The organism is Massilia sp. Masssp94, from assembly GCF_059491305.1.
Genome location: NZ_CP168501.1, coordinates 2286984 through 2310687, shown reverse-complemented (window position 1 = coordinate 2310687; position 23704 = coordinate 2286984). Strand labels below are relative to the sequence as shown.

Below are 23704 nucleotides of genomic sequence, written 5' to 3'. Positions count from 1 at the left end.
TTATTCCTTGTGATACAGCTCGGCGCCGCGCTTCATGAACTCGACGGCCTTCACCTGCATGCCCTGTTCCAGCGCGGCGTTCGCGGCGATGCCCTGGCCGGCCGCGTAGTCGCGCACTTCCTGCGTGATCTTCATCGAGCAGAAGTGCGGACCGCACATCGAGCAGAAGTGCGCCACCTTGGCGGAATCCTTCGGCAGGGTCTCGTCGTGGAAGGAACGCGCCTTGTCCGGATCGAGGCCCAGGTTGAACTGGTCTTCCCAGCGGAATTCGAAACGGGCTTTCGACAGCGCGTTGTCGCGGATCTGCGCGCCCGGATGGCCCTTGGCCAGGTCGGCCGCATGCGCCGCGATCTTGTACGTGATGATGCCGTCCTTGACGTCGTCCTTGTCGGGCAGGCCCAGGTGCTCCTTCGGCGTCACGTAGCACAGCATCGCGGTGCCGTACCAGCCGATGTTGGCGGCGCCGATGCCGGACGTGATGTGGTCGTAGCCCGGCGCGATGTCGGTCGTCAGGGGGCCGAGCGTGTAGAACGGCGCCTCGTGGCACTGCTCCAGCTGCAGGTCCATGTTTTCCTTGATGAGCTGCAGCGGCACGTGGCCCGGACCCTCGATCATCACCTGCACGTCGTGCTTCCACGCGACCTGCGTCAGCTCGCCGAGCGTCTTCAGTTCGGACAGCTGGGCTTCGTCGTTGGCGTCGTAGATCGAGCCGGGACGCAGGCCGTCGCCCAGGCTGAACGCGACGTCGTACGCCTTCATGATCTCGCAGATCTCTTCGAAATGCGTGTACAGGAACGATTCCTTGTGGTGGGCGAGGCACCACTTGGCCATGATCGAGCCGCCGCGCGAGACGATGCCCGTCAGGCGGTTCGCGGTCATCGGCACGTAGGCGAGACGCACGCCGGCGTGGATGGTGAAGTAGTCGACGCCTTGCTCCGCCTGCTCGATCAGCGTGTCGCGGTAGATTTCCCACGTCAGGTCCTCGGCCTTGCCGTGCACCTTTTCCAGCGCCTGGTACAGCGGCACCGTGCCGATGGGGACGGGGCTGTTGCGGATGATCCATTCGCGCGTTTCGTGGATATGCTTGCCGGTCGACAGGTCCATCACGGTGTCGCCGCCCCAGCGCGTGGCCCACGTCATCTTCTCGACTTCCTCGCCGATCGACGACGTCACGGCCGAGTTGCCGATGTTCGCGTTGATCTTCACGAGGAAGTTGCGGCCGATGATCATCGGCTCCGATTCCGGGTGGTTGATGTTGTTCGGCAGGATCGCGCGGCCTTTGGCGATCTCGTCGCGCACGAATTCCGGGGTGATTTCACGAGGAATGCTGGCGCCGAACGACTGGCCCGGATGCTGGCGGCCGATCATCTGCGCCATGCGCTTGCCCGTGGGGCCGGCGGCTTCCAGCGCGGCGAGGTATTCCTGGCGGCGCAGGTTTTCGCGGATGGCCACGTATTCCATCTCGGGCGTGACGATCCCCTGGCGGGCATAGTGCATCTGCGTGACGTTGCGGCCGGGGACGGCGCGGCGCGGCTTGCGCTGCAGGTTGAAACGCAGCTCGGCCAGCTTCGGGTCGTTCAGGCGTTCGACGCCGTAGTGCGACGACGGGCCGGCCAGTTCTTCGGTGTCGCCGCGCTCGCGGATCCAGTCGGCGCGCAGCGGGGCCAGGCCGGAGCGGATGTCGATGGCGGCGTCGGGATCGGTGTACGGGCCGGACGTGTCGTAGACCCACACGGGCGGATTCGGTTCATGGCCGAACGATGCGGGCGTGTCTGACTGGGTGATCTCGCGCATCGGCACGCGGATGTCCAGGCGGCTGCCCGTCACGTAGACCTTGCGGGAATTGGGCAGCGGCGCGACGGCGGCGGCGTCGACGGTGGCGCTGGCGGAGAGGAATTTCGGATCGGCGTTCAAGTGCACTCCTTGTTGGTCACTGAAGATCGGCGATCCAGCTTGAGGAGTACGAAGATGCGTAGTGCGAACGACGTGCACGCAGACTTTTCGAGCTTCCCTTCGCTGGCATTATCCAGATCAGGTTCAGAGGGTATTTCTCACCCACGCCGTTGATGACGGCGCAGGACCCCTAGCATTGGCGTCGTTTCGTGCAGTCCACGAAACGACGGGACGGAGTGTACGCGGGTTTTATGCGCTTGGCAAACAGGAACCGCGGGTGTGGATTGGTGCATACTATCGGCCTGACTCTTCAGATCCCATCAGAACGAACCGATCCATGGCCCTGCTAACCCATCTGCTGCTGTACCCGATCAAATCCTGCGCCGGTATCGCCGTCCGGTCCGCCACCGTGCTCGAATCCGGCCTGTTCGCACTGGGCGTGCACGACCGCGAATGGATGCTGGTGACGGAAGACGGCCAGTTTCTCACGCAGCGCGAGCATCCACGCATGGCGCTGCTCCGGCCGCTGCCGGATGGCGACAGGCTGCGCGTCCATGCGCCCGGCATGGATCCGCTGGTGTTGCCGCTCGCCTGGGACGCGTCCGCGCCGAAGCGCACGGTGAAGATCTGGGACGACACGGTGGACGCCGCCGATTGCGGCGACGCGGCGGCGGACTGGTTTTCGAATGCGCTGGCAACCCCGTGCCGGCTCGTGCGTTTCCACCGCGACGTCGTGCGCCCGACGAGCACCAAGTGGACGAACGGCGTGGAAGCGCAGACGCGTTTCGCGGACGGTTATCCGCTGCTGCTGATCGGCCAGGCGTCGCTGGACGACCTCAACGCCCGCCTCGTCGCGGCCGGCCGCACGGCGCTGCAGATGGACCGCTTCCGCCCGAATCTCGTCGTCGACGGCATCGATGCCTGCGAAGAGGATTTTCTCGCGACGCTAACGATCGGCGACGTGGAGATCCGTCCCGTGAAGCCGTGCGCGCGCTGCCCGATCCCGTCCATCGACCAGGCGACGGGCATTCCCGGCCCGGACCCGCTGGACATCCTGCGGACCTACCGCGCCAATCCGCGCATGGAAGGCGCCGTGTGCCTGGGCATGAACTGCATCGTGACGGCGGGGGCCGGCAGCGAGCTGCATCTCGGGCAGGAATTGACCACCGAGATCGCGTTTTAATCGAACGTCGCCAGCATCTCGAACGGATAAATACCCCGCCGGTGCCCATCGCTGAACGTCAGGTTCAGCGCATAGGCACCCACCGGCTCGATGGCGGCCACGCGCACGGCGGCGTCTTCCGGCACCTCGACCCCGGCCCGCCGCTGCGCGCGGCATGCCGAGCACGGACACGCCGCGCGCAGCCGCGCGTGCGTCACGCGCGCGCTGCGGCCGTCCGGCCAGTGCAGCGCCAGCACGCCCTGCGCGGCGTGGTTCTCGATGGTCTCCGGCAGCGCCGTCATGCTTGCGCCCCGATCTGCTGCAGCGCGAGGCGCACGGACTTGCGCACTTCCGGATCCGGGTCGTTTTCCGCCGCGCGCAGCGCGGGCAGGGCGGCCGGCGAACCGATCTCGCCCAGCGCCAGCGCCGCTTCCTTGCGCAGATTGCCGATCGTGTGCGTGAGCGCCGCGGTCAAGCCGGGCAGGGCATCCACATTGCGCAGGCGGCCAAGGCTGCGGGCGGCGCGCAGGCGCACCTGCCAGTAGGCGTCGTCCAGCGCGGCGATGAGGGCCGGCGCCGCGTCGCGCAGGCGCAGCTTGCCGAGTGTCGTCGCCGCTTCCTCGCGCACCTGCCACGCCTGGTCGGACAAGGCCGCCAGCAGGGCAACCAGCACGGCGGGCATCTCTTCCGCGAAACCCAGCGCGCCGGCCGCGGCGCGGCGGACTTCCGGCACCGGATCCTGGATCGCCAGCCGCGTCAGCGCGTCGACCGCATCGCGGCGTTTCAGGTAACCCAGCACGGTCAGGGCTTCGCGGCGCACGAGCGGGTCGGCATCGTCCAGGGCCGCCAGCGCGGGCGCAAAACTGTCCGGCACGCGCAGTTCGCGCACGCCGCGCAGCGCGGCCGCACGCACGAAGGGCTCAATCGCGCCGATGAACGGCAGCAGTTCCTGTGCAGATTCCTGCAGCTTCAGTTCGGAGAGGCCCTGGGCCGCGGCGGCGCGCACGTCGGCATCTTCGTCCGACAGCAGGCGTGCGAGGCCGCGCACGGTCGCCGGCGATTCGAAGGCTTCCAGCGCCCGCGCCGCTTCCGTACGCACGACGGCGGCATCGTCGCCGAGCGCGGCGAGCAGTAGCGGCACGTGGGCGTCGCCGTCCAGGTCGGCCAGGTCCATCAGGGCGATGCGGCGCACCGTGGCATCTTTATCCTGCAGGCGCTCAAGGAGAGAAAAATGCGGTTCGGCGAGTTCGGGGTCGTCGTAAAAATCGGAAGTCACGGTGTGTCCTTGCATGGCAGAGTTCAGAGAGGGCCCAGGGGGCTCAGGCGCGCGAGCGGCGTGATGCTGGCCTGCGGGTGCAGCAGGTCCAGGCAGTGGCGCTTCAGGCGCGTGAAGTGGTTCGACGTCATGACGTCCGGATGGCGCGGGCGTTCGAAGTCGAGGCGGATCTCGTCGATGATGCGGCCCGGCCGTGGGCTCATCACGAGGATGCGGTCGGCGAGGAACAGCGCCTCGTCGATGTCGTGCGTGATGAAGATGATGGTCGTGTTCACGCGCGCCCACACGTCCAGCAGCAGTTCCTGCATCTTCAGGCGCGTCTGCGCGTCCAGCGCGCCGAACGGCTCGTCCATCAGCATCACGCGCGGATGGTTGATCAACACGCGCGCGATCTCCACGCGCTGCTGCATGCCGCCCGACAGCTGGATCGGATAGCGGTCCTCGAAGCCGGCTAGGCCCACGAGGCCGAGCAGCTCGCGCGCCCGTTCGCGCCGCTCGCGCCGGCCCACGCCCTGCATCTTGAGGCCGAAGGCGACGTTGTCCAGCACCTTCTTCCACGGGAACAGCGTGTGCTGCTGGAAGACGAGGCCGCGGTCCGGATGCGGTCCCGCGACGGGCGCGCCGTCGACGTGGATGCTGCCGCGGCTCGGCGTCCAGTGGCCGGCCAGCGCGCCGAGCAGGGTCGACTTGCCGCAGCCGGACGGACCCAGCACGCAGACGAATTCGCCCGGCGCGATGGACAGCGATACGTCCTGCACGGCGTCGAACGCCTGCGCTCCCTCGCCGAGGCGGATGCCCAGCTTGTCGATCTCGATGGCGCCGCCCTGCGCCAGCTGCGCGCGTTCGAAGTTGGTCGTCTGGTTCATCGCTTTTTCCTTTGCATGTGGTACCAGGGCATCGCAAGGTCGCCGATCTTTTTCACGAGCGCGCTGCTGCCCATGCCGATGACGCCGATGAACAGCATGCCGACGACGATGTCCGGATAGTTTTGGATCGTGTACGCGGCCCACGTGTAGTAGCCGATGCCGAACTGGCCGGAGATCATCTCCGCCGTCACGAGGCAGAACCACGCGGTGCCCATGCCGATCGACAGGCCCGTGACGATGTTCGGCGCCGCGGCCGGCAGGATCACTTCCGAGAAGATGGTCCAGCGGCCGGCGCCGAGGCTGCGCGACGAGGCGACGAGACGCGGGTCGGCGCCTTCCACGCCGTGGACCGTGTTCAGCAGGATCGGGAACAGCGCACCGATGAACGTGATGAACACCATCGACAGTTCCGACGACGGGAACATCAGGATCGCCAGCGGGATCCAGGCGACGGCCGGGATCGGGCGCAACATTTCCAGCGGCGGCAGCAGCACGTCTTCCAGCAGCCGCGAACGGCCGATGAAAAGACCGAGCCCGATGCCGACGATGCCCGCCGCCACGAAACCGGCGAACACGCGCCACACGCTGGCCTTCAGGTGCAGCGCCAGCTTGGGCGATTCGATCAAGGTCGTGGCGGCGTCCAGCACGTCCTTCGGCGACGGCACGTTCTGGAAAGAAACCAGGCCGAGGTCGAGGTGGTGCGAAGAGGCCCAGTGCCAGGCCGCCACGCAGGCGACGAGCGACAGCGTGCGCAGCAGCAGGCGGCCCGCGCGGCGCAGCAGGGCCGGGTCGATGGGGCGGGTGGCGGTGGCGTCCATGGTCAGATCGGCTTGCCCGCTTTGAGCGTATCGAAATCGACGACCTTGCCCTTCACCTTGGCGGCCTGCGTCTGCGCATCCGCCTTCAGCAGGTAAGCGCTGACGTCCCTGCCGTCGGCCGCGACGACGAACCACGCGTCGCGGGCCAGCAGCTTCAGGCCCGAGCCCTGGTCGTGGGCATACACGGTGCGCGCCTTCTTGCCCGCCTGTTCCAGCTTGCGCAGCTCGGCGATCGCGGTCGTTGCGTTCGCGTAGTGGCGTACGAGCGGCTCGCCTTGCACCCAGATCTGCGTGAGGTGGCGGAAGTCCGTGATCGGTTTGCCCGTCACCGCGTCCTTGGCCTTCAGCGGCAGCTTCTCGTAGTTCTTCAACTGCTTGTCGTAGTCCAGGCCGGCCTGCCTGAAGGCAGTGCGAATGAAGGTATCGTCGATGAAGCTGTTCACGTCGATGTCGGAATCGGTCCGCTTCAGGAGGCGCAGGGTCTCGATCGACGTTTTCACGGCTTGCCGATACTCCGGCTTCCACGTGAAGTCGCGCGTCTGCAGGCCCACGGGGCCGTGGAATAGATAGTTCACTTCCGCTTCGATGCCGGTGACTTTCGCGATCAGCTCACTGTATTTTTCCGGCTCGGCCGCGATCAGGCGGTCCGCCTCGATGGCGGCACGCAGGTAGGCGACGACGACTTCCGGGTATTTCTTCGCATACGCCGCGTCGACGAGGCTGCCGTGCATCGTCGGCGCCTGGGCTTGCGAGCCGTCGTAGATCTTGCGGGCGAAGCCGCGGTGCGGGAATAACTCCGCGAACGGGACGAAGTCGGCGTGCGCGTCGACCTTGTTGCTCTGCAGGGCCGAGCCGGCGACTTCCGGCGCCTGCGTCGTGATGTTCACGTCCTTCTCCGGATCCCAGCCTTGCGCCTTCACGGCGCGCAGCAGCATGCCGTGGGCGGTGGAGGCGAACGGCACGGAGATCGTCTTGCCCTTCAGTTCCGCCAGCGATTGCACGGGCGAGTTCTTCGGCACGACGATGCCGTTGCCGGAACCGAGCGTGCTGCCCGACAGGACGGTGATGAAGATGCTCTTCTTGCCCGCCTTGGCATGCGCGGCGCCGTTGAAGGAGCCGGGGAAGTCGGCCATCGAGCCCAGGTCCAGCTTGCCGGCCACCATCTCGTTCGTCAGCGGCGCGCCCGACGTGAAATTCTTCCACTCGATGTCGTACTTGACGTCCTTGTACTTGCCGTCGTGCGGCAGGTATTTTTCGAGCAGGTGCAGCTCGCGGATCAGCAGGCCGCCGGTGGCGCAGTTGATGGTCGTGTCCTGCGTGCCGATGGCGACGCGGATGGTCTCGGCCGCGTTGGCGGAACCGAAGGCGAGCAGCAGGGACAGGGCAAGGAATTTCATTGATTGTTCTCCGTAGTATGTTCAGCGCAGCAGATAGGGGATGTCGACGTGCACGGCACCCGTGGGGCAATCCTTCTCGCACGGCATGCAGTACCAGCATTCGTCGAACTTCATGTACGCCTTGCCCTTGACCATGTCGATGGCCAGCACGTCGAGGGGGCACACGTCCACGCACACGGTGCAGCCCTTGTGTGCGATGCATTTGTCTTCGTCGACGGTGACGGGGACGCTGGTGATGTTGATGGTGGTCGGCATGAGGTTCTCCTGGTCAGGCCGCGAGGGCTTCGGTCTTGTGCACGCGCAGGCGGCGGTAGGCGTCCTTCTCGTTGTCGTCGAGCGGAACGATGTATGGGGCGACCGGGCGCTTGAAACAGGTCATTTCGCCGTCCTGCTTCTTCAGCTGCACGTGCACGAACCAGTCGGCATCGTTGCGCTGCGGGTAGTCGACGCGGTTGTGGTACAGGCCCCAGCGGCTCTCCGTGCGGTACAGCGACGCGCGCGCGGCCATCTCGGCGCAGTCGCGGATCGCGTGGATTTCCATCGCGCGCATCAACTCGTGCGGATTCCTCGCCTGCAGGCGATCGAGGTCGGCACGGATCATCTCGAAGCGCTGCAGGCCGATCTCCATCTTGCGCGTGACCTTCGGCGGCTGCAGGTAGTCGTTGACCATGCGGCGCAGCTTGTACTCGACCTGGTTCGGCGGCAACCCGTCCTCGCGCGTCAGCGGCGCCCACACGCGGGCGCGCTCGCGCTCGACCTGGGCCTCGTCGACGGCGGGCAGTTCGTGCGCCGCGCAGTACGCGGCCGCGCTTTCGCCAGCCAGGCGGCCGTAGACGAACGCGCCCAGCATGTAGTTATGGGGCACGCAGGCGAGGTCGCCGGCCGCGTGCAGGCCCGGCACCGTCGTGCGCGCATGCTCGTCGACCCACACGCCGGACGCGGAGTGGCCGCTGCACAGGCCGATCTCCGAGATGTGCATCTCGACCATCTGCTCGCGGTAGTCCGTGCCGCGCCCTTCGTGGAAGCGCCCGCGGCTCGGACGCTCGTTCGTGTGCAGGATCGTCTCGATGGTCTGGATGGTTTCCTCGGCCAGGTGGTTCATCTTGAGGAACACGGGGCCGTTGCCGCCCTGGAGTTCGTCGTAGAACTCCTGCATCATCTGGCCGCTCCAGTAATCGCATTCGATGAAGCGTTCACCTTTCGCATTGGTCGTGTGGCCGCCGAACGGGCCGGTCACGTACGCGCAGGCGGGGCCGTTGTAATCCTTGATCAGCGGGTTGATCTGGAAGCATTCGATGCCGGACAGCTCGGCGCCCGCGTGGTACGCCATGCTGTAGCCGTCGCCCGCATTGGTCGCATTTTCGTAGGTACCGAACAAATAGCCCGAGGCGGGCAGCCCGAGACGTCCGGCGGCGCCCGTCGCCAGCACGACGGACTTCGCGCGGATCACGTGGAAGTCGCCCGTGCGGCAATCGAAGGCCATCGCGCCCGCGATTTTGCTGGCACCTGAGCCGTCTTCGGCGGTCAGCAACCGCGTGGCGACGAGGCGGTTGGTGATCGCTACGCGTGCCCGTTTCAGGCGGCGGTACAGCACCTTCTTGATGTCGTGCCCCTCGGGCATCGGCAGGACGTAGGTGCCCATGTGGTGGACCTTGCGCATCGCGTAGTCGCCCGTCTCGTCCTTCTCGAACTTCACGCCCCAGCTGTCCAGCTCCTCGATCATCGCGTAGCTGTTCTGCGCGTACGCCATCACGGTGGCCTGGTTGACGATGCCGTCGTTGGCGATCGTGATCTCCTTGACGTACTGTTCGGGCGTCGCGAAGCCGGGCACGACGGCGTTGTTCAGGCCGTCCATGCCCATCGAGATTGCGCCGCTGCGCTTGACGTTGGCCTTTTCCAGCAGCAGCACGCGCAGCTGCGGGTTCGCTTCCTTGGCTTTGACGGCGGCCATCGGGCCGGCCGTGCCGCCGCCGATCACGAGCACGTCGACGGTTTGAATATGCGTTTCCATATCGGTTCCAGTTAAATGAATGTCAGGGATGGCGCGGCAGGCGCAGGGCGTACTGGAAGGCTTCGCCGCGGACGTACAGGTATTCGAAGTCGAGCGGCATGCCGTCCGCCGTCCACGTCAGGCGCTCGATGCGCAGCAACGCGGCACCCGGTTCCACGCGCAGCGCCTCGGACAACGCGTGATCTGCATTGACCGCGCCGATCTGGATGTCGGCGTGGCCGAGCGTGATGCCGTAGTCGGTTTCCAGGATCAGGAAGATGTCGCGTTCAGCGAGGTTCTCGCCGCGCAGGCGCTCGCCGATCGCGGGGGGCAGGTACGTGATCTCGAACGACACCGGCTCGCAATCGAGCCAGCGCACGCGGTGGATCTCCGTCACCGGCGCGCCCGGCGCCACGCGCAGCCGCGCCGCCACCAGGGGCGTTGCCTCGACCAGCGCATGCTTCACGACGCGGTTGACGATCCGGTGGCCCTTGCGCGACATCGCTTCGCCGAAGCCTTCCAGCCGCGCCAGTTCCTGGCTCGGGCGGGTCGCCGCGACGAACGTGCCCTTGCCTGGCACCTTCACGATCACGCCTTCCTTCTGCAGGTCGCCCAGCGCCTGGCGCACGGTAATGCGGCTCACTTTGAAGAGGGTGCCGATCTCGCTTTCGGACGGCAGCCGGGCCTGCGGGGCATAGGTGCCGTCGACGATGCGCTCGCGCAGCCGTTCACGGACTTGCGAATACAGCGGGACGGCGGATGGTTCGATGGCGCGAAGGATGGCGTGGGTCATGGTCTGGTATGTCCTGTCATGACAAGTCATGATTGGCAGGATGGTATCGACGAGCGGGGCCCCGGGGAACGAATGGTTTCGCGCTTGTTAATTTGGAAAACGCCTGAGTCGGTGGGCGTATATCGATATGCGGCGGATGCGCTAGACTGCGCGGATGCATTCCCTGATCATCCTGCTTCATGGCGCCGGCCAGACGCCCGCCGACATGGCGCCGCTGGCCGACCTGATTACCATCCATGATCCTCACGCGCGCGTGGTCGTACCGCCGGCCGCCTGTCCCTGCGACCGCGGCGGCGCCGGTTTTCAATGGATGTCGGTGGCCGGCATCACGGAAGAGAATCGTCCGGGCCGCATCCGTGCCGCGCTGCCGGCATTCGTCGCGGCCATCGAGGCGTTACAGCGCGCGCATGGCGTGGGCGCGGATGACACGGTGCTGGCGGGTTTTTCGCAGGGCGCGATCATGGCGCTGGCCGCGTGCCGGGACCGCTATCTCGCGCGCCACGTCGTCGCCGTCGCGGGACGCTGCGCGCCGCTGCCGGACGTCTGGGAGCGGCGTACGGCCGTCACGCTCGTGCACGGCCGCCGGGACGGGACGGTGCCCGTGCAGCACAGCGAACGCATGTTCGAACGCCTCGCCGCGCTCGGGGCGGACGTGCGGCTGGACGTCGTGCCCCGCGCCGTCCACCTGCTGGCGCCGCCGCTGCTGGACCGGGCCTGGGACGCGGTACGCGCAACATTGAGATGACATCTTGGCAATATTGTTAGCCTTACCTCATCATTTTCGTTTTCAAGCCGCGTAAGTTCGCGTAAATTAGGGTTCTTGCTGAAGGGGAACCACACATGCACGAGCGCGGCGCCAGTGTGCGCGAACTCATCGCCGAGAACGAGGCCTTGCGCCGCCAGTTGGCCAGTTTGATGGACCAGGCCGAGGGCAATCACGCCATCATGATGCGGCACCAGGCGTTCGACCTGGAAATCGTCGGCGCGAGCACTTTCCAGGAACTGGTCGGCACGATCTTCCGCCTCCTGCCCGTGGTGTCCGACCTCGATGCCGTCACCCTGTCGCTCGTCGACACGGACGCCGACATCTACACCGTCATGGACAAGCTGGGCGTGGATTTCGAGGCGTTTCCCAACCTGCTGTTCCACGACAATGTCGATGGTCTCGGGTATGACCTGACCGCCGGCCGCACGCCGAAACCACGGCTGATACCGTTCGACGCGGCCACGCAACGCCACGCCTTTCCCCATCCGCCCGCGGGCATCGCCAGCGTGGCGCTGGTGCCGCTGCTGCGCAATAAACGATTGATCGGCAGCCTGAACCTGGGCAGCCGCGACCCGGGCCGCTTCACGCCGCTGCTGGGGACGGACTTCGTCGAGCACATGGGGTCGATCATCGCGATCTGCCTGGAGAACGTGATCAGCAACGAAATGCTGAAGTACATCGGCCTGACCGACGCGCTGACGGGCGTCTACAACCGCCGCTACATGGACCGCCGCCTCGTCGAAGAGATTTCGCGCGCGCGGCGCCAGGCGTACCGGCTGTCGTGCATGTACATCGACATCGATTATTTCAAGCAGGTCAACGACACGTACGGCCACCTGGCCGGCGACGACGTGCTGCGCGAAGTCGCGGCGCGCATCAAGGCCGAACTGCGCATGACGGATGCGCTGGGCCGCTTCGGCGGCGAGGAATTCGTCGTGCTGCTGATCGACGCGGACCTGGGCAGCGCCAGCATGGTCGCCCAGCGCATCCGCGCCAGCGTGGCGGAGAAGCCGTTCGTGATGCCGGAAGGGCAGACGCTGGCGGTGTCGGTGTCGATCGGCGTGGCGACCCTCGACGATTTCGAGCGGGACCACGCGATCGAAGGCGTGGCGCAGCAGCTCGTCGCCCAGGCCGACCAGGCCTTGTATCAGGCGAAAGAGGGCGGCCGGAACCGCGTCGTCGCATCAACGTAGGCTCGGGGAGCCCACCCAACGCAATTACCGCAGCAATCGGCCTTCCGCTCGGGTTACCGCGTTTCCGGTTCCTCTTAATACCACCACATCCCCCGCCCGCAATTCCGTCTCCGGCGTCGGCTCGATACGGTCGATCCCGCGCCGCACGGCCGTGACTTCGGCCCCCACTTCGTCCAGTTCCAGCTCCGCGATGCAGCGCCCGACGGCGCCGGTGTCGTCGCGCAGGGTCACCGAATGCAGGCGCACGTAGTTGTGTTCCGTGCCGTCCGCGATGTCGCTGGCGCCGTGGAAGAAGCCGCGCAGCGAGGCGTAGCGCTCGTCGCGCGCGGCCTGCACGCGGTGCACCACGCGGCGCAGCGGCACGCCCATCACGACCAGCGCGTGCGAGGCCAGCATCAGGCTCGATTCCAGCGCTTCCGGCACGACCTCGGTGGCGCCGGCCCGTTTCAGCACGTCGAGTTCCGTGTCGTCGTGGGCGCGCACGATCACGGGCAGCTTTGGCGCCAGCTCGGTCACGAGGTGCAGCACTTTCACCGCGAGGCGCGTGTCCGCGAACGTGATCACGAGGGCGCTGGCGCGGTTGATACCGGCCGCGATCAGCGCTTCACGGCGCGTGCAGTCGCCGTATGAGACGTTGATGCCGGCCGTGCGCGCTTCCTGCACCCGCTCGGGGTCGAGGTCGAGCGCGTACCACGGCAGCTTTTCTTCCGACAGCAGGGTGGCCAGCGACTGGCCGCTGCGGCCGAAGCCGGCGATGATCACGTGCTTCTGCGTGGCCATCGTACGGCTCGCGATCTGCGTCAGCTGCAGCGACTGCAGCATCCATTCGTTGGTCGCCACCTTCATCACGAGCTTGTCCATGTTCGCAATGACGAACGGGGCGACCAGCATCGACAGCACCATCGACGCGAGCACGAGCTGGATCACGAACGGCGCGATCAGGTGCGAACCCGAGGCGAGGCTCAGCAGCACGAAGCCGAATTCGCCGGCCTGCGCGAGCGCGAGGCCCGTGCGCATCGCGACGCCGTCGGTCGAACCGAACGCCTTGGCCAGCAGCGCGATCAGCGCGAATTTCAGCAGCACGGGCACGGCCAGCAGGAGCAGGACGACCCACCAGTTCGCGAGCACGAGCTGCACGTTCAACAGCATGCCGATGGTGATGAAGAAGAGGCCCAGCAGCACGTCGCGGAACGGCTTGATGTCCTCCTCCACCTGGTGTTTATAGGGCGTCTCGGAGATCAGCATGCCCGCCACGAACGCGCCCAGCGCCATCGACAGGCCGGCGTGTTCCGTGATCGCGGCCGCGCCCAGCGTCACGAGCAGCAGGTTCAGCATGAACAGTTCCTGCGAGCGGCGCTTGACGACGATGTTGAACCACTTGCGCATCAGCTTCTGGCCGAAGAACAGCAGCAGCGCCAGCACGGCGGCGGCCTTGATGCCGGCCCACGCGAGCGTCATCGCGAGTTCCTCGGCCGGTTTCGCCAGCGACGGGATCAGGATCAGCAGCGGCACGACGGCGAGATCCTGGAACAGCAGGATGCCGATGATGCGGCGTCCGTGCTCGCTTTCCAGCTCCAGCCGTTCCGTCAGCAGTTTCGAGACGATGGCCGTCGACGACATCGCCAGCGCCCCGCCGAGCGCCAGCGCGGCCTGCCAGCCGATCTGCATCGACGGGGGCAGGTAGCGCGTCCACAGCGACGCCAGTACCGTCACGACGATGGTCAGCACGACCTGCGCGAGCCCGAGCCCGAACACGATGCGGCGCATGGCGCGCAGCTGGGCCAGCGAGAATTCCAGCCCGATGGAGAACATGAGGAAGACGACGCCGAATTCGGCCAGGGCCTGCGTCGTGGTGCCGTTGTCGGCGAGGTTCAGCGCGTGGGGGCCGATCAGCACGCCGACGGCGAGATAGCCCAGCATCGGCGGCAGGTGCAGCATCCGGAACGCGACGACGCCGAGGACTGCGCTGCCCAGCAACAGGAGGGTGAGTTCGAGGCCTGAGGTCATGGAGCGCGACGGCGAGGTCCCGTAAATATGTTGTTTGTTATGTCTGGCAAGTTTTTTGCTTTCCCAATTCGGATATACTTTGCCTATGAGTGTAACCGATGAAAAAATAATGCTGACAAGTTTTAACGAGGCCCAGGCACGGCGCGCGCTGGATCTGGCCCGCGAGGCGCTGGATGTCGAAGGCGAGGCGATCCGCAAGCTGTCCGCGCGCCTCGACCGCGACGACAGCGTGCCGCGCGCCGTCGCGCTGATGATGGCGTGCAAGGGCCGCGTCGTCGTGTCGGGCATGGGCAAGTCGGGCCACATCGGCCGCAAGATCGCGGCGACCCTGGCCTCCACCGGCACCCCGGCGTTGTTCCTGCACCCGGGCGAGGCCGCGCACGGCGACCTCGGCATGGTGACCTCGCAGGACGTATTGATCGCCATCTCGTATTCCGGCGAAAGCAGCGAACTGGCCATCGTGATCCCGGCCGTCAAACGCATGAACGTGCCCGTGATCGCGATGACCGGCAAGCCGGAGTCGAGCCTGGCCCTGGCGGCGGACGTGCACCTGGACGTGGCCGTCGAGAAGGAAGCCTGCCCGCTTAACCTGGCGCCGACCGCGAGCACCACCGCGACCCTCGCGCTGGGCGATGCGCTCGCCGTCGCGCTGCTCGAGCTGCGCGGCTTCAAACCGGACGATTTCGCACGCTCGCATCCGGGCGGCGCGCTCGGCCGCCGCCTGCTCACGCACGTGCGCGACGTGATGCGCAGCGGCGCCGCAGTGCCGACGGTGAAACCGGACGCGCTCCTCACGGACGCGCTGCTGGAAATCTCGCACAAGGGCATGGGCATGACGGCCATCGTCGACGATGCCGGCCGCCCCGTCGGCGTGTTCACGGACGGCGACCTGCGCCGCCTGATCGAAAAGGTCCAGGATTTCAGCAAGCTCGCGATCCGCGACGTCATGCACCCGAACCCGCGCCGCGTGCATCCGGAACAGCTGGCGGTGGATGCCGTCGCCGTGATGGAAGAATTCCGCATCAACCAGATGCTCGTCACGGATGCGGACGGCGTGCTGGTGGGCGCATTGCACATCCACGACCTCACGCGCGCCAAGGTGATCTGATGGTGACTCCGCTGGCACACATGGAGCGCGCGGCGCGCGTCAAAGTCATGATCTTCGACGTGGACGGCGTCCTCACCGACGGCAGCCTGACGTACGGCCCGGACGGCGAAGTCACGAAGACGTTCTACGTGCTGGACGGTCTCGGCATCCAGCTGCTGAATCGCACCGGCGTGCAGACGGCGATCATCAGCGCACGCACGTCGCCCATCGTCATCAAGCGCGCAAGCGACCTCGGGATCACGCACGTGTTCCAGGGCCAGCACGACAAGCGCCTCGCGTTCGCCGAGCTGCTGGATAAAACCGGCGTGACGGCGGAGGCGTGCGGCTACATCGGCGACGACGTGATCGACCTGCCGCTGCTCTCGCGCGTGGGCTTTGCGGTGACGGTGCCGAGCGGGCATCCGGAAGTGCAGCACCGCGCCCATTACGTGACGAAGAACCCGGGCGGCCGCGGCGCCGTGCGCGAAGTGTGCGATATGGTGATGCGCGCCCAGGGCACCTACGAACAGGCGCTCGCGCCTTACTTCGGATAAGAGAGATATGGCTCCCGCAAGCTACAAGCGTACCGCGCACCGCTGGCGCCTGCTGCTCCTGATGCTGTTCGCCGTGTTCTGCGCGTTCGGCAGCTTCTGGCTCGTGCAGGTGATGCAGGGCGGGGAGAACGGGCCGGGCTTCAACGCGGGCAACGAGCCGGACTACATCGTCGACAACTTCAGCTGGGTCCGCATGTCGGAGGCCGGCAAGCCGCGCTACGTGATCTCGGGAGAGCGCCTCACGCACCGCCCCGTCGACAACACGGCGCTCGTGGACAAGCCGGTCGTGCAGAGCCTCACCGACGAGCATCCGCCGATGACGATGACGGCCAACAGCGCGCTCGTGAGCCAGAACCAGAACCAGATCGACCTGACGGGCAATGTCGACATCCGGCGTCCGGCCGCCCCGGGTGCGGAGCCGATGCGGATCCGCACCGAGGTCCTGACGATCCTGCCGGACGACGAGATCGCGAAGACCGACAAGCCGATCCACATGACGCTCGGCGCCGCATCGGTCGACGCGGTGGGCATGGTCGCCAACAACGCCACGCAGCAGATCGCGCTGGGTGGCCGCGGCAAGGTCACCTATCCGCCACGCCAGTCGCGCGCAAGTCACTAAAAAGGACTATCGAATGAAAAAAATACTCGCCGCCGCCATCTTCCTGCTGGTGCCGCTGGCTGCCTCGGCCGAGAAGGCGGACGCGCTCAAGCCCGTCGACATCGCGTTCGACAACGCCAACGTCGACCAGGTCACGCAGAACTACGTCGCCACCGGCAACGTGGTCATCACGCGCGGCACCATGATCCTGAAGTCCGACCGCGCCGAGGTCAAGGAATCGCCGGACGGTTGGCGCACCTTCATCCTCACGGCCAATCCCGGCAAGCTCGCGACCTTCCGCCAGAAGCGCGACGGCGGCCCGGACCTGTGGGGCGAGGGCCAGGCCCAGCGCATCGAATACGACGAACGCAACGACATCGTGAAGCTGTTCTCGAAGGCCGTCATCCGCCAGCTCGAGGGCAAGAAGGTCACGCAGGAGATGGCCAGCGAATTCATCTCCTACGACAACCGCAACGAGAAGCTGCTCGGCCTGAACGACGCCAACGGCACGGACAAGCCGGGCAATGGCCGCGGCAGCATCACGCTGCAGCCGCGCCGCGCCCCTGCAGCCGGCGCCGCTCCCGCTCCGGCAGGCAAGCAATGACGGAGGCAAGCGCAATGGAAGCAGGCACGCAGGCCGCGCCGGCCGAATGCGGCGGCAGCACCCTCGTCGTCAAGGGACTGCAGAAGAGCTACGGCAAGCGGCTGGTCGTACGCGACGTGTCGTTGCAGGTGGCGTGCGGCGAAGTGGTCGGCCTGCTGGGCCCGAACGGCGCAGGCAAGACGACCTCGTTCTACATGATCGTGGGCCTCGTGCCGTCGGACGCCGGCAGCATCGACATCAACGGCACCGACATCACGGGCCTGCCGATCCACCGGCGCGCGCTGCTCGGACTGTCGTACCTGCCGCAGGAAGCGTCCGTGTTCCGCAAGCTGACGGTGGAAGAGAACATCCGCGCGGTGCTGGAATTGCAGCGCGAGAACGGCAAGTCGCTCACCAAGGCGCGCATCACCGAACGTCTCGACGAGCTGCTGGCCGAGCTGCAGATCGAGAAGCTGCGCGAGAGCCCGGCGCTGTCGCTGTCCGGTGGTGAACGCCGCCGGGTGGAGATCGCGCGCGCGCTCGCGACCAATCCGCGCTTCGTGCTGCTGGACGAACCGTTCGCCGGCGTGGATCCAATCGCCGTGATCGAGATCCAACGCATCGTGCGCTTCCTGAAGGAGCGCGGCATCGGCGTGCTGATCACGGACCATAATGTGCGCGAGACGCTGGGCATCTGCGACCGCGCCTACATCATCAACCAGGGCGCGGTGCTGGCATCGGGCCGTCCCGACGACATCATCGCCAACGAATCGGTGCGCCGCGTCTACCTGGGCGAACACTTCCGAATGTAGTCATGAAACAGACGCTGCAACTCAAGACCTCACAGCACCTTGCACTGACGCCGCAACTGCAGCAATCGATCCGCCTGCTGCAGTTGTCCACGCTCGAGCTGCACCAGGAAATCGAGCAGGTCCTGAGCGAGAACCCGCTGCTCGAACGGCTCGACGATCCGCTCGACCGCTCCGTACGGTTGCTGGCCGACGGCGCTATCAACAGCGCGCCGTCCTCGTCACAGGCGGGCGAGGCGCCGGCCGCGCAGGGCAATGGCGACGAAGGCGGCAGTGCGCCCGCCGAGAGCGGCAATGGCGAAGGCGGTGACGCCGGCGGCGACAGCGGAGAAAGCGGCGGCGAAGGCGGCGAGGACTGGGGCGAATACGGCCGCAGCGGCAGCGGCAGCGGCGGCGAGGACGAGGACGGCCGCCCGCAGCTGGAAGCGAGCCCCGTCACGCTGCGCGAGCATTTGATGGAGCAGGTGCGCCTGACGTGCTGCGCGGCGCGCGACTGCGCGCTCGTGGAACTCGTCGTCGATGCGCTCGACGACAACGGCTACCTGGAAGAACCGCTGGAAGACATCCATGCGCGCCTGCCGGAAGAACTGGAGATCGAGTTCGACGAATTGCGCACGGCGCTCGCCATGGTGCAGAGCATGGACCCGCCGGGCGTGGGCGCGCGCAGCGCGGCCGAGTGCCTGGCGCTGCAGATCCGCCGCATGCCCGGCGTGCCGATGGTGACGCGGCGCATGGCGCTCGTCATCGTCGAGAAATACCTGACGTGGTTCGCGCAGCGCGAATTCAACAAGCTGAAGAAGGCGCTCGATTGCGACGACGAAGACCTGCGCGAAGCCCAGGCCGTCATCCGCCAGTGCAATCCGCATCCGGGCGCGGCGTTCGCGTCGGACGTGTCGGACTTCGTCGTGCCCGACGTGATCGTGCGCCGCGCCAAGGATGGCTGGAGCGTGCAACTGAATCCGGAAGTGATGCCGCGCCTGCGCGTGAACAGCCTGTACGCGTCGCTGATGAAGCAGGGCAAATCGGAAACGCAGATGAACGCGCAGTTGCAGGAAGCCAAGTGGCTCATCAAGAACATGCGCCAGCGCTTCGACACGATCCTGCGTGTAGCCCAGGCAATTGTCGATCGCCAGCGCAACTTTTTTTCCCATGGCGCAGTCGCGATGCGGCCCCTTGTTTTACGTGAGATAGCTGATACACTAGGTCTACACGAGAGCACAATTTCTCGAGTCACAACTCAGAAATATATGCTGACCCCGCACGGCATGTTCGAGTTGAAGTATTTCTTCGGGAGTCACGTTGCCACCGAAGCGGGAGGCGAAGCATCGTCGACGGCAATACGGGCCCTCATCGTACAACTCACAGGAGCAGAAGACCCCAAGAATCCATTATCCGATAGCAAGATCGCGGAGATGCTAGGGGAACAGGGAATGGTCATCGCGCGACGCACGGTCGCAAAATACCGTGAGGCGCTGAAAATCCCGCCCGTCAGTCTCCGCAAATCCTTGTAACAAACACTGTCCCATTGCGCACGATGCGCGCACGGCAGGCAGTGCATCTTCAAAGGAGTGTGTATGAATCTCACAATCAGCGGACATCATCTCGATGTAACTCCAGCCATCCGAGAATACGTACAGAACAAGCTCGAACGCATCACCCGTCATTTCGATCAAGTGATCGACTCACACGTCATCCTCTGCATCGACAATCTCACCGAGAAAGAAAAACGCCAGAAAGCCGAGATCAACCTGCGCCTCGCGGGCAAGATCGTCCATGTCGCCAGTGCCGCGCACGATCTATACGCCGCGATCGACATGCTGATGGACCGCCTGGACCGCCAGGTCGTCAAGTACAAGCAAATGCTCAAGGATCATGACAACGCGTGTATCAAGCGCATGTCCGAAGGTGGGGAGGAGGAGCCCGCCGCGGCGTAATGCCACGCGTGCAGTAGCACCAAGGAGTAAAGGGCGCATCGGCGCCCTTTTAGTTTTTATGGGCGCTACAATGCTGCTCTGATTATTTCAATAACAACGAGACATGACTGCACACGTTCTGACGCGGGTTGCCAACCGCAGCGGCATCGTCACCCTGGACCGCCCGAAGGCGCTGAACTCGCTGTCGCTGGACATGGTCCGCACGCTCACCGCCACGCTGCTCGCCTGGCGCGACGATGCATCGATCGACGCCGTCGTCATCGGAAGCAGCAGCGAAAAGGCCTTGTGCGCCGGCGGCGACATCCGCTTTTTCCACGAGGCCGGCCGCGCCACGCCGCAGACCGGCAGCCCGCTGCTGGAAGATTTCTTCACCGAGGAATACGCGCTCAACCACCTGATCCACTTTTATCCGAAGCCGTACATTGCGCTGATGGATGGCGTCGTGATGGGCGGCGGGATGGGCATCGCGCAGGGCGGGCCGGATTGCGGCCTGCGCATCGTGACGGAGCGCTCGAAGATCGCCATGCCCGAAGTGAACATCGGCCTGTTCCCGGACGTGGGCGGCAGCCACTTCCTGTCGCACGCGCCGGGCCGCCTCGGCCACTATCTCGGCGTGACGGGCGTGACGATCGGCGCGGCCGATGCGATCTACGTCGGCCTGGCCGACGTGTTCGTGCCGGGCGCGCAGCTGGATGCGCTGCGCGCGTTGATCGAGACGACGCCGGGCGCGGAACTGCCCGCCGCGATCCGCGCGTTCGCCGCGCCGTTCCCGGCCGGCGCGAGCGAACTGGAAGCGCAGCGCGACGCGATCGACCGCCACTTCGGCGCGGACTCCGTCGCGGCCGTGATGGCGTCGCTGGAGACGGATGCGAGCCCGTTCGCGCAAAAGACCTTGGCCACGCTGCGCCAGCGCTCGCCGCTGATGATGTCCGTGACGCGCGAGATGCTCGTGCGCGGCGCGGCGCTCGGCGTCGCGGACTGCCTGCGCATGGAGCGCTCGCTCGTGCGCCGCACGTTCGAACACGGCGAAGTGCTCGAAGGCGTGCGCGCGCTCGTGATCGACAAGGACAATGCGCCGCAGTGGAATCCGCCCACGCTCGATGCGGTCACGCCGGAGATGGTCGCGTGGTTCTTCGCGCCCGTCTGGCCCGGGCACGCGCATCCGCTACGCGATTTGTGATCGCGCTTCGCTGCGAATCCGGGCCGGCACGACGTTCGACGGCGTACTTGGGTGGGCACCGGGTGCCCACGCCTAGGGCATATCAGGGCTGCTCGCGGTGGCGCACGACGACGCGTTCCGTGTCGCTGAAATATGCGCCGAGCCGCTCCGCCATGTACACGGAGCGGTGCTGGCCGCCCGTGCAACCGACGGCCACGGTGAGATAGCTGCGGTTGTCCTTCTTGAACGACGGTAGCCACTTGGCGATGAACGCGCGGATGTCGGACAGCAGCTCGGCCGCCTGCGGCTGGGCGTCGAGGAAGGCGATCACGGGCGCGTCCCTGCCGTTCAGCGGGCGCAAGGTGAGGTCGTAATACGGATTCGGCACGGCGCGCACGTCGAACACGAAGTCGGCATCGAGCGGCACGCCGCGCTTGAATGCGAACGATTCGAAATACAGCGTCAGCGGCGCGTAGGCGACCTCGGCCAGTTCCTTGATCCATGCGCGCAGCTTGTTGGCCGACAGTTCGGACGTGTCGATCACGTGGCCCATCTTCTCGATCTGCCCCAGCCGGTCGCGTTCTTCCGAAATGCATTCGATCAGCGTGCGGCGCGACGCCGGGTTCTCGCCCGGACGCAGTTCGTGCGACAGCGGGTGGCTGCGGCGCGTCTCGGAAAAACGGGCGACGAGCGAGTGCGTGCTGGCCGTCAGGAAGATCACCTTCACCTGGTGGCCTTCCTCCCGCAGCGCAGCGACCGTCGTCGGCAGCTCGGCCAGCGACTCCGCGCTGCGCGCGTCGACGGCGACGGCGATGCGTCTGGTTTCGTCGCCTTCGATGCTGCCGACGAGCGCCGGCAGCAGGGCGGGGGGAAGGTTGTCGACGCAATAGTAGCCAGCGTCTTCGAGGACGTTCAGGGCGACGGATTTACCGGAGCCCGAGATACCGGTGATGAGTAGGATGCGCATGGCGCGATGATAGCATCGGCAAGTCTTTGCCGCATCGCACAAGGCTTATGGATGAGGTATTTGCAACAGTGCCGTGGGGAGCGGATTCCTGGACTGAACTTTCGTATGCTCAGTCGCTGCTCATTGCTTGTCGCTGGTGGAGCAGGGGTTTCGCGGAGCACCGCTCCGCGCCTGCGGAACGGGCGGGCCATGCTTGGCCCGCACTCCACTGCAGCGCTAATCGCTGCTCATTGCTTGTCGCTGTCGTTCCATGAACTCCTGCAGCGTATCGATCCCGCGCAGCTGCAGGATCGTATTGCGCACCGCGGCTTCCAGCAGCACCGCGATGTTGCGGCCGGCCGCGACGGGAATGACCACTTTGCGGATCGGCAGGCCCAGCACGTCCTCGGTGGGGAAGTGGAAGGGCAGGCGTTCGACTTCCTCGTCCAGCGCGCCCCGCTTGACCAGGTGGACGATCAATTTGAGGCGCATCTTGCGGCGCACCGCCGTCTCGCCGAAGATCGCCTTGATGTCCAGCAGGCCCAGGCCACGCACTTCGAGCAGGTTCTGCAGCAGCGGCGGGCAGCGGCCCTCGATCATGTTCGGGGCAATGCGCGAGAATTCGACGGCGTCGTCGGCGACGAGGCCATGCGAGCGCGAGATCAGTTCCAGGCCCAGCTCGCTCTTGCCGAGGCCCGAGTCGCCCGTGATCAGCACGCCGACGCCCAGCACGTCCATGAACACGCCGTGCATGATGACGCGCTGCGCCAGCTTCTTCGACAGATACACGCGCAGGTAGTCGATGACCTGCGCGGCCGGCAGCGGCGTCGAGAACAGCGGGATGTTCTGCTCGTCGCAGATGGCGAGGATGTCCGGCGGGGTGTCGAGACCCTGCGCGATGAACAGCGCCGGCGGACCGCCCGCGATCAGTTCGCCGATCAGGTGGCTGCGCGACCCGGATTTCAGGCGCTGGTAGTAATTCAGTTCCTGGTGACCGAACACCTGCATGCGGCCCGGGTGGATCAGGTTCAGGTGGCCGACCTGGTCCGCGGCGGAGACGGCGTCGCCGGAAATCTGGCGTTCTCCGCCTGGAAATCCGGCGAACCAGCCCAGTTGCAGGCTGTCGCGGTTGTCGTCGTACAGCCGTTGGATGGTCAGCGGGGTCTGCAGCATGGTCGCTTTCGCAAGGTCAGCCGAGGGCTTGCAGGCTCGGTTGCCAGTTGATGATGCGTTCGTAGACGGACTTCGGATCCGTGTCCGTGCTCAAGGCCGTGCGGATTGCCTCATCCGAAAACAGTTCCGCGATCTCCGACAGGATTTCCAGGTGCTGTTGCGTGACGTGGTCCGGGATGAGCAGGAAAAAGAGCAGTTTCACCGGCTGGCCGTCCGGCGATTCGAACGGGATCGGCTCGGCCAGGCGCACGAACGCGGCCAGCGGCGATTTGAGGCTTTTGCTGCCCTTGATGCGACCGTGCGGCACGGCGACGCCATGACCGAGTCCGGTGGACCCGAGACGCTCGCGCGCGAACAGGTTGTCCGACACGGTGGAGCGGGCGATGCCGCAGTTGTTCTCGAAGATCAGGCCGGCCTGCTCGAAGGCGCGCTTCTTGCTCGACACTTCGATGTCCAGCTGCACGTTCTCGAGCGAGAGGATTTTGCTTAGATTAGTCATAACACGCTTCTATTGCGGTGCACCCTGGGTGCTTGCGAGCGGGAATTATAGGCCTGTTTTATGGCCGTGTAATTCGATTTTGCACGCCGTTCGACGCCTGTGTGATCCCTGCCGCAAACCTTTGCGTAAAGACCCCGTACCCGGCGTTCCGGCGAGCGCAATTTCCGCCACGAAATCCCGGGTTTCACGCATGAAACATCT

General features: G+C 65.9%; 24 protein-coding genes and 1 riboswitch. Of the genes, 11 read left to right on the top strand and 13 right to left on the bottom strand.

Features of this window, described 5'->3' with window-relative positions; translation table 11 throughout:
• Complete coding sequence (gene thiC / locus ACEN9G_RS10155) at nucleotides 1-1914, bottom strand: phosphomethylpyrimidine synthase ThiC (RefSeq protein WP_413343946.1); 1914 nt, start codon at nucleotides 1912-1914, stop codon at nucleotides 1-3.
• A gap of 77 nt (nucleotides 1915-1991) precedes the next feature.
• A riboswitch (TPP riboswitch) is annotated at nucleotides 1992-2095 on the bottom strand.
• Between the two features lie 135 nt (nucleotides 2096-2230).
• Here thiC and ACEN9G_RS10150 point away from each other — a divergent pair.
• Nucleotides 2231-3076 carry an MOSC domain-containing protein gene (locus ACEN9G_RS10150; RefSeq protein ID WP_483126619.1) on the top strand — a complete coding sequence of 282 codons (846 nt, stop codon included), beginning with the start codon at nucleotides 2231-2233 and terminating at the stop codon, nucleotides 3074-3076.
• On the opposite strand, the gene ACEN9G_RS10145 is transcribed toward ACEN9G_RS10150, so the two are convergent.
• The 8 genes from ACEN9G_RS10145 to ACEN9G_RS10110 are packed head-to-tail and all read right to left on the bottom strand — an operon-like array spanning nucleotide 3073 to nucleotide 10195.
• Nucleotides 3073-3357 carry a DUF971 domain-containing protein gene (locus tag ACEN9G_RS10145; protein ID WP_483126618.1) on the bottom strand — a complete coding sequence of 95 codons (285 nt, stop codon included), beginning with the start codon at nucleotides 3355-3357 and terminating at the stop codon, nucleotides 3073-3075. The two genes, ACEN9G_RS10150 and ACEN9G_RS10145, sit on opposite strands and share 4 nt — an antisense overlap.
• A complete protein-coding gene (locus ACEN9G_RS10140; RefSeq protein WP_413337913.1) occupies nucleotides 3354-4331 on the bottom strand; it encodes a HEAT repeat domain-containing protein in 978 nt (325 codons plus the stop codon). The genes ACEN9G_RS10145 and ACEN9G_RS10140 overlap by 4 nt, the downstream gene beginning before the upstream one ends.
• Nucleotides 4332-4354: 23 nt before the next feature.
• A complete protein-coding gene (locus ACEN9G_RS10135; protein WP_413337911.1) occupies nucleotides 4355-5197 on the bottom strand; it encodes an ABC transporter ATP-binding protein in 843 nt (280 codons plus the stop codon).
• Entirely contained in the window at nucleotides 5194-6015 is an 822-nt protein-coding gene (locus tag ACEN9G_RS10130) for an ABC transporter permease (RefSeq protein ID WP_413337910.1), read from the bottom strand. Before ACEN9G_RS10130 ends, ACEN9G_RS10135 begins: the two co-directional genes overlap by 4 nt.
• A 2-nt stretch (nucleotides 6016-6017) precedes the next feature.
• Entirely contained in the window at nucleotides 6018-7412 is a 1395-nt protein-coding gene (locus ACEN9G_RS10125; RefSeq protein ID WP_413337908.1) for an ABC transporter substrate-binding protein, read from the bottom strand.
• 21 nt (nucleotides 7413-7433) lie between these two features.
• Nucleotides 7434-7667, bottom strand: a complete 234-nt coding sequence (locus tag ACEN9G_RS10120; protein ID WP_036238885.1) for a 4Fe-4S dicluster domain-containing protein — start codon at nucleotides 7665-7667, stop codon at nucleotides 7434-7436.
• A gap of 13 nt (nucleotides 7668-7680) precedes the next feature.
• On the bottom strand, nucleotides 7681-9423 hold the full coding sequence (locus ACEN9G_RS10115) for a fumarate reductase/succinate dehydrogenase flavoprotein subunit (protein ID WP_413337905.1): 1743 nt from the start codon (nucleotides 9421-9423) through the stop codon (nucleotides 7681-7683).
• A gap of 22 nt (nucleotides 9424-9445) precedes the next feature.
• Nucleotides 9446-10195 carry a GntR family transcriptional regulator gene (locus ACEN9G_RS10110; RefSeq protein WP_413337903.1) on the bottom strand — a complete coding sequence of 250 codons (750 nt, stop codon included), beginning with the start codon at nucleotides 10193-10195 and terminating at the stop codon, nucleotides 9446-9448.
• A 154-nt stretch (nucleotides 10196-10349) separates the two neighbouring features.
• Between ACEN9G_RS10110 and ACEN9G_RS10105 the strand changes: the two genes are divergently transcribed.
• Together ACEN9G_RS10105 and ACEN9G_RS10100 are read left to right on the top strand one after the other, a co-directional pair.
• Nucleotides 10350-10940: a prolyl oligopeptidase family serine peptidase gene (locus tag ACEN9G_RS10105; protein WP_413337901.1), complete on the top strand. Its 591-nt coding sequence runs from the start codon at nucleotides 10350-10352 to the stop codon at nucleotides 10938-10940.
• A 95-nt stretch (nucleotides 10941-11035) separates the two neighbouring features.
• Nucleotides 11036-12154: a GGDEF domain-containing protein gene (locus ACEN9G_RS10100; protein WP_413337899.1), complete on the top strand. Its 1119-nt coding sequence runs from the start codon at nucleotides 11036-11038 to the stop codon at nucleotides 12152-12154.
• Nucleotides 12155-12178: 24 nt separating this feature from the next.
• On the opposite strand, the gene ACEN9G_RS10095 is transcribed toward ACEN9G_RS10100, so the two are convergent.
• Nucleotides 12179-14161, bottom strand: coding sequence for a monovalent cation:proton antiporter family protein (locus ACEN9G_RS10095; protein ID WP_413337898.1), 1983 nt, complete (start codon nucleotides 14159-14161; stop codon nucleotides 12179-12181).
• An 85-nt stretch (nucleotides 14162-14246) separates the two neighbouring features.
• On the opposite strand from ACEN9G_RS10095, the gene ACEN9G_RS10090 reads away from it, so the two are divergent.
• The 8 genes from ACEN9G_RS10090 (at nucleotide 14247) to ACEN9G_RS10055 (ending at nucleotide 20906) form a co-directional block, all read left to right on the top strand.
• On the top strand, nucleotides 14247-15269 hold the full coding sequence (locus tag ACEN9G_RS10090) for a KpsF/GutQ family sugar-phosphate isomerase (protein ID WP_413337896.1): 1023 nt from the start codon (nucleotides 14247-14249) through the stop codon (nucleotides 15267-15269).
• The gene (locus tag ACEN9G_RS10085; RefSeq protein WP_413337894.1) at nucleotides 15269-15802 is read left to right on the top strand and encodes a KdsC family phosphatase; all 534 of its coding nucleotides are present in this window, start codon (nucleotides 15269-15271) and stop codon (nucleotides 15800-15802) included. The genes ACEN9G_RS10090 and ACEN9G_RS10085 overlap by 1 nt, the downstream gene beginning before the upstream one ends.
• A gap of 7 nt (nucleotides 15803-15809) precedes the next feature.
• A complete protein-coding gene (gene lptC / locus ACEN9G_RS10080) occupies nucleotides 15810-16421 on the top strand; it encodes an LPS export ABC transporter periplasmic protein LptC (RefSeq protein WP_413337892.1) in 612 nt (203 codons plus the stop codon).
• 13 nt (nucleotides 16422-16434) lie between these two features.
• Nucleotides 16435-17004, top strand: a complete 570-nt coding sequence (gene lptA / locus ACEN9G_RS10075; protein ID WP_413337890.1) for a lipopolysaccharide transport periplasmic protein LptA — start codon at nucleotides 16435-16437, stop codon at nucleotides 17002-17004.
• Between the two features lie 14 nt (nucleotides 17005-17018).
• Complete coding sequence (lptB, locus tag ACEN9G_RS10070) at nucleotides 17019-17795, top strand: LPS export ABC transporter ATP-binding protein (protein WP_413337888.1); 777 nt, start codon at nucleotides 17019-17021, stop codon at nucleotides 17793-17795.
• 2 nt (nucleotides 17796-17797) lie between these two features.
• Nucleotides 17798-19303, top strand: a complete 1506-nt coding sequence (locus ACEN9G_RS10065; RefSeq protein WP_413337886.1) for an RNA polymerase factor sigma-54 — start codon at nucleotides 17798-17800, stop codon at nucleotides 19301-19303.
• 63 nt (nucleotides 19304-19366) lie between these two features.
• Nucleotides 19367-19726 (top strand): ribosome hibernation-promoting factor, HPF/YfiA family, encoded by a 360-nt coding sequence (hpf, locus tag ACEN9G_RS10060; protein ID WP_036238902.1) that lies wholly within the window; start codon nucleotides 19367-19369, stop codon nucleotides 19724-19726.
• A 103-nt stretch (nucleotides 19727-19829) separates the two neighbouring features.
• Complete coding sequence (locus ACEN9G_RS10055) at nucleotides 19830-20906, top strand: enoyl-CoA hydratase/isomerase family protein (RefSeq protein WP_413337884.1); 1077 nt, start codon at nucleotides 19830-19832, stop codon at nucleotides 20904-20906.
• A gap of 82 nt (nucleotides 20907-20988) precedes the next feature.
• On the opposite strand, the gene rapZ is transcribed toward ACEN9G_RS10055, so the two are convergent.
• From rapZ to ACEN9G_RS10040, 3 genes are all read right to left on the bottom strand, one after another.
• Nucleotides 20989-21852 (bottom strand): RNase adapter RapZ, encoded by an 864-nt coding sequence (gene rapZ, locus ACEN9G_RS10050; RefSeq protein ID WP_413337882.1) that lies wholly within the window; start codon nucleotides 21850-21852, stop codon nucleotides 20989-20991.
• Between the two features lie 216 nt (nucleotides 21853-22068).
• Nucleotides 22069-23004: an HPr(Ser) kinase/phosphatase gene (gene hprK, locus ACEN9G_RS10045; protein WP_036238906.1), complete on the bottom strand. Its 936-nt coding sequence runs from the start codon at nucleotides 23002-23004 to the stop codon at nucleotides 22069-22071.
• A gap of 16 nt (nucleotides 23005-23020) precedes the next feature.
• Complete coding sequence (locus tag ACEN9G_RS10040) at nucleotides 23021-23503, bottom strand: PTS sugar transporter subunit IIA (protein WP_259448148.1); 483 nt, start codon at nucleotides 23501-23503, stop codon at nucleotides 23021-23023.
• Between the last annotated feature and the right edge of the window lie 201 nt (nucleotides 23504-23704).

Coding starts and splice junctions, on each gene's coding strand:
- ACEN9G_RS10150 (WP_483126619.1), top strand. CDS start 2,231: ATGGCCCTGCTAACCCATCTGCTGCTGTACCCGATCAAATCCTGCGCC.
- ACEN9G_RS10145 (WP_483126618.1), bottom strand. CDS start 3,357: ATGACGGCGCTGCCGGAGACCATCGAGAACCACGCCGCGCAGGGCGTG.
- ACEN9G_RS10135 (WP_413337911.1), bottom strand. CDS start 5,197: ATGAACCAGACGACCAACTTCGAACGCGCGCAGCTGGCGCAGGGCGGC.
- ACEN9G_RS10130 (WP_413337910.1), bottom strand. CDS start 6,015: ATGGACGCCACCGCCACCCGCCCCATCGACCCGGCCCTGCTGCGCCGC.
- ACEN9G_RS10125 (WP_413337908.1), bottom strand. CDS start 7,412: ATGAAATTCCTTGCCCTGTCCCTGCTGCTCGCCTTCGGTTCCGCCAAC.
- ACEN9G_RS10120 (WP_036238885.1), bottom strand. CDS start 7,667: ATGCCGACCACCATCAACATCACCAGCGTCCCCGTCACCGTCGACGAA.
- ACEN9G_RS10115 (WP_413337905.1), bottom strand. CDS start 9,423: ATGGAAACGCATATTCAAACCGTCGACGTGCTCGTGATCGGCGGCGGC.
- ACEN9G_RS10110 (WP_413337903.1), bottom strand. CDS start 10,195: ATGACCCACGCCATCCTTCGCGCCATCGAACCATCCGCCGTCCCGCTG.
- ACEN9G_RS10105 (WP_413337901.1), top strand. CDS start 10,350: ATGCATTCCCTGATCATCCTGCTTCATGGCGCCGGCCAGACGCCCGCC.
- ACEN9G_RS10100 (WP_413337899.1), top strand. CDS start 11,036: ATGCACGAGCGCGGCGCCAGTGTGCGCGAACTCATCGCCGAGAACGAG.
- ACEN9G_RS10095 (WP_413337898.1), bottom strand. CDS start 14,161: ATGACCTCAGGCCTCGAACTCACCCTCCTGTTGCTGGGCAGCGCAGTC.
- ACEN9G_RS10090 (WP_413337896.1), top strand. CDS start 14,247: ATGAGTGTAACCGATGAAAAAATAATGCTGACAAGTTTTAACGAGGCC.
- ACEN9G_RS10085 (WP_413337894.1), top strand. CDS start 15,269: ATGGTGACTCCGCTGGCACACATGGAGCGCGCGGCGCGCGTCAAAGTC.
- lptC (WP_413337892.1), top strand. CDS start 15,810: ATGGCTCCCGCAAGCTACAAGCGTACCGCGCACCGCTGGCGCCTGCTG.
- lptA (WP_413337890.1), top strand. CDS start 16,435: ATGAAAAAAATACTCGCCGCCGCCATCTTCCTGCTGGTGCCGCTGGCT.
- lptB (WP_413337888.1), top strand. CDS start 17,019: ATGGAAGCAGGCACGCAGGCCGCGCCGGCCGAATGCGGCGGCAGCACC.
- ACEN9G_RS10065 (WP_413337886.1), top strand. CDS start 17,798: ATGAAACAGACGCTGCAACTCAAGACCTCACAGCACCTTGCACTGACG.
- hpf (WP_036238902.1), top strand. CDS start 19,367: ATGAATCTCACAATCAGCGGACATCATCTCGATGTAACTCCAGCCATC.
- ACEN9G_RS10055 (WP_413337884.1), top strand. CDS start 19,830: ATGACTGCACACGTTCTGACGCGGGTTGCCAACCGCAGCGGCATCGTC.
- rapZ (WP_413337882.1), bottom strand. CDS start 21,852: ATGCGCATCCTACTCATCACCGGTATCTCGGGCTCCGGTAAATCCGTC.
- hprK (WP_036238906.1), bottom strand. CDS start 23,004: ATGCTGCAGACCCCGCTGACCATCCAACGGCTGTACGACGACAACCGC.
- ACEN9G_RS10040 (WP_259448148.1), bottom strand. CDS start 23,503: ATGACTAATCTAAGCAAAATCCTCTCGCTCGAGAACGTGCAGCTGGAC.